The sequence below is a fragment of the Phenylobacterium sp. genome (assembly GCF_046590535.1).
In the GTDB taxonomy this organism is placed as follows: Bacteria; Pseudomonadota; Alphaproteobacteria; order Caulobacterales; family Caulobacteraceae; genus Phenylobacterium.
In genome coordinates, this window is record NZ_JBKJTG010000228.1 from 1 (window position 1) to 12,699 (window position 12,699).

Here is a 12,699-nt window from a genome sequence, read left to right on the forward strand (position 1 = left end):
GGCCTGGCCGCCTTCTCGAGTGAGCGCTGGCCCAACCACAGCCATCCCCTTTGGCACGGCTATCGTCGGATCGAAGCCCTGGTCAGTTCGCGGACTCTGGGCGGGGGGCTTCGATCCTTGCGCCAGACCTATGAGACGCCCGACGCGGTCGCCGCTGCCAGCGGGGCGGGCCTGCTCACCAAGGCCCGCGCCATGCCCGGACTGGGGGCGAACTTCGCCAGCGCCATCGAAGCCGCCGTCCTTCGCCGGTTTGCCTGGGCGGACGGGGTATCGGCGCACCTGTCCGACAGCTACCGCGGCGGCATGGTCGCCAATTTCGTCCTCTCGCCTTTGGCCATCGTCGGCGGCATCGCCTACCTGCCGTTCGGCAGCAGCGAGACCAAGTGGATATTCGAGGTGTTCGAACTCGTCCTGCTGGTCGCCATCGTCGGCATCACCCTGCTGGGCCAGCAACGTCGCTGGCACGCTCGCTGGTTTGAAAGCCGCCGGGTGGCGGAATACTTCCGCCATGCGCCAATCCTGCTGCTGTTGGGCGTGGCCAGACCGCCGGGCCGCTGGCCGCGTGGGTCCGAGACGTCATGGCCGGAGTGGTATGCCCGGCAAGGCCTGCGCGAGGTCGGCCTGCCTGCCCTGGCCATGACGCCCGCCTATCTTCGCTCGGCGTTGGACCTCCTGCTGACCGACCACGTTGTCCCGCAGCGCGACTACCACCTCGGCAAGGCCGATCGGCTGGCCGCGGCGCACCACAATCTGGACCGCCTGTCGGAGATCCTGTTCAGCCTCGCCGTGCTCGTGGTGGCAGGCTATCTCGGCCTCGAAGCTGCGGCGGCCCTGCATCTCGTCCCGCACGAGGTTCCCAAGGCGATCTCCAGCCTGTTCACTTGGCTGGGCGTGGCCTTGCCGACCTTCGGCGCCGCGATCGCGGGCATCCGGTACTTCGGTGACTTCGAGCGCTTCTCGGCGATCTCGCAGGTCAGCGCCGCCAAGCTCGACGCGCTCGCCGGCCGCATACGCCTGCTATTGTCGGCGCCCGACGCGAAGCTCAATTATGGCCGCGTAGCCGAACTTGCGCACGCTGCCGACGATATAGTCGTGGGCGAGATCGAAAACTGGCAGGCCGTCTTCGGCGGCAAGAACATTACCGTGCCGGTTTGAGTTCAACCGCGGCTGCACCACCTGGACGGACCACGACGGATGACAAAGCCGTAAGCATCGCCAAGCCGGGGACGGGTGTAAGAAGGCCTCCAAACGCGCGCGGGCCGGGCCTGCGCCTGCACGGAGCTTCCCCGCAATGATCGTTCGTTCTTCCTGGCTCGCCGCCGCCTCCGCCGCGGCTCTGCTCAGCGCCTGCGCCACCGTCACGCCCCCGCCGCCGCCCGCCGAGGTCGCCGCTGCGCCCCTGCCGCCTCCCGCGCCCGCGCGGCCGAGGCCGCAGTACGGGACCTTCGGCTTCGACACCGAGGGGATGAACCGCGCGGTCGCCCCCGGCGACGACTTCTTCCGCTATGCCGTGGGCGGTTGGGTGGACCGCACCGAGATCCCGGCCGATCGCTCCAGCATCGCCAGCTTTTCGCTGATTGCCGAGGTCGCCGCGGCGCGCACCCGGGCGATCATCGATGATACGGCCAGGTCGAACGCCGCCCAGGGCACGGACGCGCGGCGCATCGGCGACTACTACACGAGCTTCATGGACGAGGCCGCCATCGAGGCCCTGGGCGCGGCCCCGCTGAAGCCCGAGCTGGACCGCATCGCCGCGATCCGCACCCGCAAGGACCTCTCGCGCGAGCTGGGCGCCGCGATCCGAGCGGACGTCGATGCGCTGAATTCCACCAACTACTACACCCCGCGCCTGTTCGGCCTGTGGGTGGCGGAGGACCTCAACGACACCCGCCAGTACCGGCCCTACCTGATGCAGGGCGGCCTGGGGATGCCCGACCGCGAATACTATCTGGGCGCCACGCCCCGCTATGTGGAGCTGCGCGCCGCTTACAAAGCGCATGTCGCTCGGATGCTGACCCTGGCGGGCTATGCCGACGCCGCCGCCCGCGCCGCCCGCGTCCTGGCGCTGGAGACCGCCATCGCCCGGGCGCACTGGACGGTCGACCAGACCAGCGACGTGGCCAGGGCCAACACCGTCTGGACCCGCTCTGAACTGGCCCGCAAGGCGCCGGGCCTCGACTGGGACGCCTTCCTGGCCGGCGCCGGCATGCCCGCCCAGCAACGCTTCGGCGCCTGGCAGGACACCGCCATCGCCGGCGTCTCCAAGCTCACCGCCAGCCAGCCGTTGCAGGCCTGGAAGGACTACCTGGCCTTCCACGCCGTCGAACGCGGCGCGCCGTACCTCTCCAAGGCCTTCGTGGACGAGCACTTCGTCTTCAACGGCAAGACGCTGTCGGGGACCCCGCAGCTTCGCGACCGCTGGAAGCGCGGGGTGGACAACACCTCCAACGCCATGGGCGAGGCGGTCGGCAAGCTCTACGTCGAGAAGCATTTCACGCCGCAGGCCAAGGCCCAGTCGCAGGAGATGGTCAGGAACCTGCTCTTGGCGTTCGGCCAGCGCATCGACCGCCTGGAGTGGATGACGCCCCAGACCAAGGCGGAGGCGCGCGCCAAGCTGGCCAACTTCAAGGTCAACATCGGCTACCCCGACATCTGGCGCGACTATTCCGGCCTGCGCATCGTCCCTGGCGACGCCTATGGCAACTGGGACCGAGGCGGCCTCTACGAGTACCGCCGCAACCTCGCCAAGCTGGGCCGTCCGGTGGACCGCGACGAGTGGTTCATGACCCCGCAGACGGTCAACGCCATCTTCGCCCCCAGCCAGAACTCGATCACTTTCCCGGCGGCGATTCTGGAGCCCACCTTCTTCGATCCCGACGCCGACGCCGCCGTCAACTACGGCGCCATCGGCGGGGTGATCGGCCACGAGATCAGCCACGGCTTCGACGACCTGGGCGCCCTGTTCGACGCCAGGGGCAACCTGCGCAACTGGTGGTCGCCGGCGGACATGGCGCAGTTCAAGGCGCGCACCAAGATGCTGGCTGACCAGTACAGCGCCTACGAGCCGCTGCCGGGCCTGCGCCTGAACGGCCAGCAGGTGCTTGGCGAGAACATCGCCGACGTGGCGGGGCTGGCCACCGCCTACGACGGCTACCGCCTGTCGCTGGGCGGCGCCGAGGGCCCGGTGATCGACGGTTTCACCGCCGACCAGCGCTTCTTCCTGGGCTGGGCGCAGAACTACCGCTCCAAGTTCCGCGAGCCGGCGCTGCGGCGCGCGGTGGTCACCGGGGTGCATTCTCCCGGCCAGTTCCGGGCGCTGACGGTGCGCAACCTTGACGCCTGGTATCCGGCCTTCGAGGTCAAGCCCGGCCAGAAGCTGCACCTGGCGCCCGCCGAGCGCGTGCGGATCTGGTAGGCGCTTGACCCGCGCCGTCGCCATCGACGATCCGTCCGACCCACGCATCGAGGCCTATCTCCAGGTCCGCGAGCGCGATGTGGTCGGTCGTGACGGGGGCTTCATCGCCGAGGGCCAGGTGGTGCTGGAAAAGGCCGTCCGGGCCTCCCGCCACCCGCTGGTCTCGGTGCTGGTGGCGCAAAAGCGGGTGGCGGCGCTGAGCGGCCTGCTCGACGCGCTGCCGGCGCAGGTGAGCGTCTATGCCGCCGGCCAGGCGGTGATGGACGCCATAGTCGGCTTTCCCATCCATCGCGGCGTGCTGGCGGCGGGCCGGCGCGCCGAGCCTGCGGCGGCCCGGCTGCTGGCGGGCCTGCCCGAGCGCGCTCTGGTGGTGGCGCTCTGCGGCATCGCCAACCACGACAACATGGGCGGCGTGTTCCGCAACGCCGCCGCCTTCGGGGCCGACGCGGTGCTGCTGGACGCCGACTGCTGCGACCCGCTCTACCGCAAGGCCATCCGGGTCTCGGTGGGCGCGGCCCTGACCACGCCGTTCGCCCGGCTGCCGGCCGGCGCGGACATGGCCGCAACCCTGATCGAGGCCGGGCTGGACTGCGTGGCCCTTGCTCCTGGGGGCGAGACCGAACTTCATGCCCTGCGCCCGGCGCCCAGAACCGCGGTGCTGTTCGGCGCCGAGGGCCCCGGACTGCCGCCGGCCCTGCTGGCGCGGGCCCGCACCGTGCGCATCCAGATGGCCGGCGGCTTCGACAGCCTGAACGTCGCCACCACCAGCGGGATCGTGCTGCACCGGATCGCCGCGCATCGGGCGAAAAGCCCAATCTAAAGGGGTGCTTAACCTCGATATCCGAACCTGCGCCGTTGAAGCCGGAACACCGGCGTGCCCGGGGCGAAACGAATGGCGAGCGGCGCGACGCGCGATGCGGCGGCGAAGCCCGCGGGACTGGAGCAATCCGGGCCCGTCTTCGACCGCGCCACCCGCCTGGCGCGCGCCCTGTTCGGCGACGTGGCCGCGCAGATCACCCTCCTGGTTGACGGCAAGATCTGGCGCAGCCGCGAAGGCTACGACGACAGTGTCGGAGGCGCCATCGGCGTCCGGCATGTGATCCTGGACGGCGACGTGGTCTGGGCGGAGGACTGCAGCCAGGACGGCCGGTTCTGCGCCGAGCCGACGGTGATCGGCCCGCCGCACATGCGGTTCTTCGCCGGCGCGCCGATCCGGCTGGAGGACGGCTCGACCCCCGGCGCGATCTGGGTCGCCGGCCTGGAGCCGCGGCCGTATGACCAGGGCTTGGCGAACCGGCTGCAGGACTTGGCAGATTTCGTGGCCGATGAGTGGAGCCGGTTGCGCGCCAACCAGGCGCGCGAGGTCTCGGTGCGCGAGTCGGCCACCGTTCGCAGCACCCTCAGCGCGGTGATCGAATCCTCGCCCCTGCTGGTGGTGATCGCCGACCGCGACATGCGGGTGCTCGGCGCCAGCGCGGCCTGGATCAAGGCCAGGGGCCTGGAGGGCAGTCAGATCGTCGGGCGCACGGTCTACGAGCTGCGACCCGAGCTGTTTGAGCAGTGGCGCTTCGGCTTCGAACACGCCCTGGCGGGCAACACTCTGTCCCTGGACCGCCTCCCCACCCCGGGCGCGGACGGACAGACGAACTGGTCCAGGGTCCTGATCTCCCCCTGGCGCGATGCCGAGGGCGCCGTGGGCGGGGTGATTATCTCGATCAACGACGTCACCGACCTGGTCGAGGCGCTGGAGCGCACCGAACGCTCGGAGGAACGGCTGAGGCTCGCCCTGGAGATCGCCGACATCCACGTCTGGGAGATGGACTACGTCCGGCGCGAACTGGTCAAGGTGGGCGCCGAGGAAACCTTCTTCACCGAACCCAAGACCTTCGCCGAGCTCCACCGCGACATCTTCTCGACCATCGACCCCCGCGACCGGCCCGCGGTCCTGGAAGCGTGGAAACGCCACGTCGACGAGGGGACGCCCTACTACCCCGAGTATCGGGTGTGCCGGAGCGACGGCCAGGAGGTCTGGACCGCGTGCGCGACCCGCTTCATCGCCGACGAGGGCGGCCGCCCCTTGCGGCTGATCGGGGCGATGCAGAACATCACCCAACGCAAGGCCCAGGAACAGGCCCTGGTCCAGGCCAAGGACGAGGCCGAGGCCGCCAACCGGGCCAAGAGCGCCTTCCTGGCGACCATGAGCCACGAGATCCGCACCCCGCTGAACGGCGTACTGGGGATGGCCCAGGCCATGGCCGCCGACGCCCTCAGCGCCCCCCAGCGCGAGCGGGTGGAGGTGATCCGCCAGTCGGGCGAGAGCCTGCTGGCGATCCTCAACGACCTGCTGGACCTCTCCAAGATCGAGGCCGGCAAGCTGGAGCTGGAGCGGGCCGAGTTCGACATCGACGAGCTGGCGCGCGGCGCCCACGCCACCTTCCAGGCGATCGCCGATGGCAAGGGCCTGGCGTTCGACCTGCGGGTCGAGCGCGGCGCGCGCGGCGTCTATCTGGGCGATAGCGTGCGGGTGCGGCAGATCCTCTACAACCTGGTCTCCAACGGCCTGAAGTTCACCGACGCCGGCCGCGTGGAGGTGATCGTCGGCCGGCGGGGGCGCGAGCTGAGCCTGACCGTCATGGACACCGGCATCGGCATCGCCGCGGACAAGCTGGCGCTGCTGTTCCGCAAGTTCGAGCAGGCTGACGCCTCCACCACCCGCCGGTTCGGCGGCACCGGCCTGGGCCTGTCGATCTGCCGCGACCTGGCCGGACTGATGGGCGGCTCGGTCATCGCGTCCAGCGCCCCGGGCGTCGGGTCCACCTTCACCGTGACCTTGCCGCTTAAGCGGGTGGCGGCGGCCGCGCCCAGGCCCAGGCGGCGGCGCGCCCAGCCGACCACCATCGCCACCGGCGCACGGCCCCTGCGGGTGCTGGCGGCGGAGGACAACGGCATGAACCAGCTGGTGCTCAAGACCCTGCTGGGCCAGATCGGCGTGGATCTGGTGATGGTCAGCGACGGCCGCGAGGCGGTGGCCGCCTGGGAGCGCGAGCGCTGGGACCTGATCCTGATGGACGTGCAGATGCCGGTGATGGACGGCCTCACGGCCACGGCCCTGATCCGCAGCCGCGAAAAGGCCGAAGGCCGCGGCCGCACGCCCATCGTGGCGCTCACCGCCAACGCCATGTCGCACCAGGTTGCCGAGTATCACGCCGCCGGTATGGACGCCTTCGTGGCCAAGCCGATCGAGGCGGCCCGCCTGTTCGCCGCCCTGCAGGCCGCCGTGGACACCGCCGAGGCTCGCGACAGCGCCGCGGCCTGAAGCCCTCGCCAGGAGGCGCGGCCTGAAGCCCTCGCCAGGGACGCCGCCCTGGGGTTAGGCTCGCGCCATGCCCGAAAAGACCATGACCGAAGAGGTGCTGGAGCCGGATCTGCCGATCTGCGACCCGCACCATCACCTGTGGGACTTCCCCACCAGCCGCTACCTGCTGCCGGAGCTTCTGGCCGACATCGGTCAGGGCCACCGGGTGGAGAGCACCGTCTTCGTAGAGTGTACGGCCTTCTACTCGGCGCACCGCCGCGAGGGCTTCCAGTACGTCGGCGAGACCGAGTTCGTGGCCGGCGTGGCGGCTATGGCCGACGCCGGGCGCTATGGGCCGGTGCGCGCCTGCGCCGGGATCGTCGGGCGCGCGGCCCTGGACCAGGGCGCGTCCGTCGCAGACGTGCTGGACGACCATGTCCGGGCCGGCGGCGGGCGTTTCCGCGGCATCCGCCACTCCGGCGCCTGGGACCCGAGCCCCGACGTGGACAACAGCCATACACGGCCGCCGCAGGGCCTCTACGGCCAGGCCGACTTCCGCGAAGGCTTCGCCCAGCTCGCCCCGCGCGGGCTGTCCTTCGAGGCCTGGCAGTTCCACCCGCAGCTTGCCGAGGTGACGGCCCTGGCCCGGGCGTTTCCGCAGACCCCGATCATGCTCGACCACTGCGGCGGACCGCTGGGGATCGGGCCCTACGCCGGGCGCCGGGACGAGGTGTTCGCCGGCTGGGCCCGCGACATCGGCGAGCTGGCCACCTGTCCCAACGTCTGGGTGAAGCTCGGCGGCCTGGGCATGGCGATCTGCGGCTTCGGCTTCCACAAGCGCCAGGTCGCGCCCACCTCCGCCGAACTGGCCGACGCCTGGCGGCCCTACCTGGAAACCTGCCTGGAGGCGTTCGGCCCGGCGCGGGGAATGTTCGAAAGCAACTTCCCGGTGGACCGGGTGTCGTGCAGCTACGGGGTCCTGTGGAACGCCCTCAAGCGGGTCGCCTCCGGCTGCAGCGCAGACGAAAAAGCCCAGCTATTCCGGGACAATGCGGTAAACTTCTACAAGCTCGACCTCTAGCCCGCCTGGTGCTTGGCCGCCGGGCGCAGGATCAGCTCGATCCAGTCCGTGAACGCCTTGCCATAACTTCGCAGGAACTCGGTGGTGGCCGCGTTCACCAGTTTGCCCTGGTCGTCGAACAGGGCGAAGGCGGCGCCAACATAGGCTTCCTGGCTGAGCACGGGGACGTTGAGGAACACCAGCGACTGGCGCAGGTGGTGGTTGGCGCCGAACCCGCCGATGGCGCCGGGGGACACGCTGACCACCGCGCCGGGCTTGCCGTTCCAGGCGCTGGACCCGTAGGGCCGCGAGCCCACGTCCAGGGCGTTCTTGAGCACGCCGGGGACGGAGCGGTTGTACTCCGGCGTGACGAACAGCACCGCGTCGGCCGCCTTCACCTGGTTGCGGAACTCGACCCACGGGGCCGGCGGGGCGGCCTCGTCGTCCTGGTTGAAGTGCGACAGGCCGCCGATTTCCAGGAACTCGAACTTGAGGTTGGGGGTGAGCACTTCCAGGGCCTTGGCGACCTTGCGGCTGACGGAGTCCTTGCGGAGGCTGCCGACGACGACGGCGACGGTACGGGATTGCGACATGGGAGGTGTCCTCTGCGGAAGGTGGGTTTGGTCCTCACCGCGGCTCGATGAGATCAACGCCTTCGCGGCGGTGGCGGATGCACCGCCTTCGCCGCCCGCCGGCGCGCCCGGAAGGCGGCCATGGCGTCGGCGGGTTCGCTGGTGGTCCAGGCGTCCTCGAAGGCCTCGATCCCGGCGGCGATGGCCCCGCTCATCGGCAGCTCCTCCCAGCGCTGCATCAGCGCCTTCTGGATCTGCACGGCGCGGGGCTCGGCCTCGAACAGCTGGGCCAGCAAGGCCTCCACGGCGTCGTCCAGCGCGGCGGGCGGATGGATGTCCTCCACCAGGCCCCAGGCCAGCGCATCGGCCGCGGTGAAGGTCTCGCCGGTGTAGAGGATGCGCCGGGTCCGGCCCCAGCCGATCAGCGACGGCAAGAGCGCCGCCTCCACCACCGAGGGCAGGCCCAGCTTCACCTCCGGCATCCCCAGCATGGCGGTGTCGGCGCACAGCCTCAGGTCACAGGCCGCGGCGATCTCCAGCCCCGCCCCCAGGCACCAGCCGTTGATCCTGGCGATCACCGGCGCCGGCGTGGCGCGGATCGCCTGGCAGACCTCGTGCACTCGGCTGATGAAGGCCCTGGCCTCCACGGGCCCGGAGAGCCCGCTCATCTCGTCGATGTCGGCGCCGCCGATGAACGCCCGCTCGCCTGAGCCGGTCAGCACCACGGCCCTCAGCGCCAGGTCCGCCGCCAGCCCGTGGAACAGCTCGGTGAGCGCGGTCATCACCGGCGATGACGCGGCGTTCAGCTTGCGCTCGTTCTCGATGGCCACGAACGCCACCCGGCCGCGCGGGCGATCCTCGTACCGGACGCTGACGTAAGAGATCATTGTTCACTCGCCGCTTTCCTGCTCTGCTGACGATCTTAGCGGAGGATTGCGCAGTGGCCGACGGCAACATCACCAAGGACATTCTGTACGACGCGGTGGCGCCGGACGACTTCGAGTCCATGCTCGAGCTGGACCGCTACGGCGCCCGCTCGACGGCCTTCGACAAGATCATCTCGGCCACCCACGACCACTTCTGGGATCCGCTGGACACCAAGTACATCGACTTCTCCGCCCCCTGGGACATGGAGAACGATCCGCTGCTGCCCGACGACCAGGTCATGAGCCTTGGCGTGCCCTACGTCCTCGACCACCTCGAGAAGACCGGCCAGAAGGCCAAGTTCATCAACGAGATGGCGCTGTGGAATTTCTCGTCCATCCTGCATGGCGAGCAAGGCGCCCTGAACCTCTCGGCCAGCCTCTGTCACGTGCTGAAGGACCAGGGGGCGCAGGAATACGCCGCCAACCAGACCCGCGAAGAGGCCCGCCACGTCACCGCCTTCGCCAAATACATCAAGGCCCGCTGGGGCCGCCCGCGTCCCTGCGGCGTGGTGCTCCAGCAGCTGCTGGTCGACATCATTTCCGCGCCGGAGGTCTACAAGAAGATCATCGGCATGCAGATGCTGGTGGAGGGCCTGGCCATGGGCGCCTTCGCCACCGGCTTCCAGTACAACCGCGACCCCCTGGCCAAGAAGCTGTTCCAGCTGGTCATGACCGACGAGGCCTTCCACCACAAGTTCGGCAAGATCTGGGCCGACCGGACCATTCCGCGGATGACCCAGGATGAGCGCGAGACGGTTGAGGACTGGGCCGCGCACTGCTTCCAGAGCTTGCTCTTCAACCTGGGCTCGCCCGTGCAGATGGGCGGCGTCTACCGCGACTTCGGCCTCGATCCCGAGCGGGTCCTGGTGGAGGTGCGCGCCATCATCCAGAACGACGACGCGCGGCGCGAACGCCTGAAGAGCCAGACCAACATCTTCCGTGTGCTGATCAAGACCCTCTACAACGCCGGCCTGATCACCGACCGCACCCGCGCCTTCTACGGCACCTACGTCGACATGGACGAGCTGAAGTCCGAGGGCGAAAAGATGATCGGCGACGACATCGCCGAGGAGGGCATCAAATACCTCCAGGAAATCAACTTCCGCGACCGCGCCGCGAGACCCGTCAGCATCGCCGCGGAGTAGAAAACCTCCTTTCCCCCGACACGTAGTAGCGAGGGGAGAGGGCAGGGTGAGGGGTGGCTCGGACCCGCCGCTACCCCAGCGGTGCAGCCATAAGCCCCCCTGCCTACCCCTCTTCCTCCGCCGCCGCCGCCGTGACCTTGCCGGTGTCCTTCTCCTGCACCCGCGCGCCGCCCAGGATGCCGACCATGCCGTGGTTGCCTTCGTGGCAGGCGTATTCGTAGAGCGGCCCCTTGGTGGCGTTCATGGAAAGCTCGCCGCCCCACGCCTGGGTGAAGGTCGCCGGGTCGTCGATGGTGAAGGCGTACCTGATCTGGCCCGGGTTGATCCGGGTGAACCGCTCGGTGACCTTCACCGCCTCGCTGGCCCCGCGAAAGCTCTGCTCGCGGCGCAGGTTCACCGTCTCCACCACCAGGGTGTCGCCTTCCCAGCGGCCGATGCTATCGCCCATCCACTGGCGCACCCCGGTCGGGCCATGCCGGTCAGTCAGGCGGATGATGCGGGTGTCGTGGACCATCTCCACCAGGATCATCACCGCCTCGGGGGTCTGCACGATCTGGTAGGTGTTGTTGTACAGCAGCGGCAGCATCGGCGGCCCGGCGCTGGAGCTGAACGACAGGATGCAGCGCTCCCCCAGCGACAGGCCCTCGGGCCCCTCGAACGATCGGCCCGAGGCGCGGTTCTTCGCCCGCTCGGCGCCGCGGGCCTGCCCGGCGGCGGTCAGCGTCGGCAATCTCCCATCGGCGGTCGAGTTGATGATCGAGGTGCGCGGCTCCGCGCCCATCCGCATGATTTTGGTGCCGGGATCGACCCAGAAGGCGTTGTAGCCGCAGTCCACGCCGGAGAAGCCGCGGACCTCGCAGGTCTTGATCTCCTTCTGGTCCAGGTCGGTGCTGGGCGCCAGGCTGGCCGCCACCCGCGCCGAGGTCTCGCCCTCCAGCGTCGCCACTTCCTGCGGCGTATGCACCCCTCGCGCGCCATAGGTGGCCGCCCGCTCCAGCGGCGTGATGGTGGCGTTGGTCCAGATGCCCTGCAGGTCGGGCTGGCCGAAGGCGGTTCGCGGCGCCTTGAAGGCGGACACCTGCGCCAGCGCCACGGCGGGCGCCGCCGCCAGGGCCGCCCCGCAGAGCAGCAGGGCCAGGACGCTGTGCGGTTTCATGCGGATCTCCCCGTGGCCGGCCTTCGCGCGAGGCCGTGACGACCTGAGCCTAGGCGCAGCCGGGAGGCTCGGCAATTGTGTCCCGCAGGCCTTGCTTTCGCCCGCCGTCCCGCGTCGAAGGGGGCATGAGCGCGGGTCCGAGAGTAACGGTGGCGGGCGCAGGCGCGCTGGGTCTGGCGAGCGCCCTGGCGCTGGCCGACGCCGGTTGCCGGGTGACGGTGTGCGATCCGGAGCCTGCCGGCGCCAATGCCTCGGGCGTCGCGGCGGGCATGCTGGCGCCGGTGTTCGAGGCCCTGCTGGACCCCCAGGCCCTGGCCCACTTCGGCCTGTTGATGGCGGCCCGCGACCTGTGGCCGGCGCTGGCTCGGCGCGCGGGTGTGGACCTCGACCGGTCCGGCGCCCTGGCCATTGGCGCGGAGGCCTGGCTGGCCAGGACCCAGGCCGGCGCCCGACGCCTCGGGGTTCGCCTCACCGAACGCGCGCCCCAGGACCTGGCCCCCGGCGTCTCCCAGGCCTTCCGCCGCGCCCTGCTCACCCGCGAGGATTGGCGCCTGGAGGCGCCCGCCGCCCTGGCCCAGCTTCGCCACGCCGCCCACGCCGCCGGCGTCGCCTTCCGCACGGAGCCTGTCACCGGCCGCGGCGACGCGGACCTGCTGGTGATCGCCACAGGAGCCGGTACAGCCGCCGCCACAAACCTGACCGACACCGCGCCCGAACTGGCCAGCCTGTCGCCGATCAAGGGCCACATCCTCACCCTGCCCGACGCGCCTACGCCCCAGGTCACCATCCGGGGGGAGGGTGTCTACCTCACCCCGGGCGAGGGCGGCCTGATGGTCGGCGCCACCATGGAGCACGGCGCCGCCGACCCCACCGTCGACGCAGGCCGCGCCGCGCCCCTGCTGGCCGCCGCCGCCCGCCTGTTCCCCGCCCTGGCGAACGCCGCCTTCACCACCGCCGCCGGCGTGCGCGCCGCCACCCCCGACGGCCTGCCCCTGGTCGGCTGGAGCACGCAGCCCGGAGTCTTGCTGGCCGTAGGCGCCCGGCGCAACGGCTGGCTCCTGGCCCCCCTGGTGGCCCGGATCGTCGCCGCCCACGTGTCGGGGGCGGATGCAGGGGCCTATGCGGCGAGG

10 protein-coding genes are annotated in these 12,699 nt (G+C 70.4%); 7 read left to right on the top strand and 3 right to left on the bottom strand.

What is annotated here, in order from left to right; genetic code table 11:
• The 5 genes from ACLL81_RS13775 to ACLL81_RS13795 all read left to right on the top strand — a co-directional run.
• A partial coding sequence (locus tag ACLL81_RS13775) for a hypothetical protein (RefSeq protein WP_411288927.1) occupies positions 1-1,155 on the top strand: 1,155 nt, incomplete at its 5' end.
• A gap of 136 nt (positions 1,156-1,291) precedes the next feature.
• On the top strand, positions 1,292-3,415 hold the full coding sequence (locus ACLL81_RS13780; RefSeq protein ID WP_411288928.1) for a M13 family metallopeptidase: 2,124 nt from the start codon (positions 1,292-1,294) through the stop codon (positions 3,413-3,415).
• Between the two features lie 4 nt (positions 3,416-3,419).
• Positions 3,420-4,235 carry a TrmH family RNA methyltransferase gene (locus ACLL81_RS13785; RefSeq protein ID WP_411288929.1) on the top strand — a complete coding sequence of 272 codons (816 nt, stop codon included), beginning with the start codon at positions 3,420-3,422 and terminating at the stop codon, positions 4,233-4,235.
• A gap of 72 nt (positions 4,236-4,307) precedes the next feature.
• Positions 4,308-6,731, top strand: a complete 2,424-nt coding sequence (locus tag ACLL81_RS13790; RefSeq protein WP_411288930.1) for an ATP-binding protein — start codon at positions 4,308-4,310, stop codon at positions 6,729-6,731.
• Between the two features lie 67 nt (positions 6,732-6,798).
• Entirely contained in the window at positions 6,799-7,791 is a 993-nt protein-coding gene (locus ACLL81_RS13795; protein WP_411288931.1) for an amidohydrolase family protein, read from the top strand.
• Here ACLL81_RS13795 and ACLL81_RS13800 read toward each other — a convergent pair.
• The gene (locus ACLL81_RS13800) at positions 7,788-8,363 is read right to left on the bottom strand and encodes an NADPH-dependent FMN reductase (RefSeq protein ID WP_411288932.1); all 576 of its coding nucleotides are present in this window, start codon (positions 8,361-8,363) and stop codon (positions 7,788-7,790) included. The genes ACLL81_RS13795 and ACLL81_RS13800 overlap by 4 nt on opposite strands.
• Positions 8,364-8,416: 53 nt before the next feature.
• Positions 8,417-9,229 carry an enoyl-CoA hydratase gene (locus tag ACLL81_RS13805; RefSeq protein ID WP_411288933.1) on the bottom strand — a complete coding sequence of 271 codons (813 nt, stop codon included), beginning with the start codon at positions 9,227-9,229 and terminating at the stop codon, positions 8,417-8,419.
• Between the two features lie 53 nt (positions 9,230-9,282).
• Here ACLL81_RS13805 and ACLL81_RS13810 point away from each other — a divergent pair, with 53 nt between their 5' ends.
• A complete protein-coding gene (locus ACLL81_RS13810) occupies positions 9,283-10,413 on the top strand; it encodes a ferritin-like domain-containing protein (protein WP_411288934.1) in 1,131 nt (376 codons plus the stop codon).
• Between the two features lie 103 nt (positions 10,414-10,516).
• On the opposite strand, the gene ACLL81_RS13815 is transcribed toward ACLL81_RS13810, so the two are convergent.
• On the bottom strand, positions 10,517-11,569 hold the full coding sequence (locus tag ACLL81_RS13815; protein ID WP_411288935.1) for a hypothetical protein: 1,053 nt from the start codon (positions 11,567-11,569) through the stop codon (positions 10,517-10,519).
• Positions 11,570-11,694: 125 nt separating this feature from the next.
• On the opposite strand from ACLL81_RS13815, the gene ACLL81_RS13820 reads away from it, so the two are divergent.
• The coding region (locus ACLL81_RS13820) for an FAD-dependent oxidoreductase (protein ID WP_411288936.1) at positions 11,695-12,699 on the top strand (1,005 nt) is incomplete at its 3' end.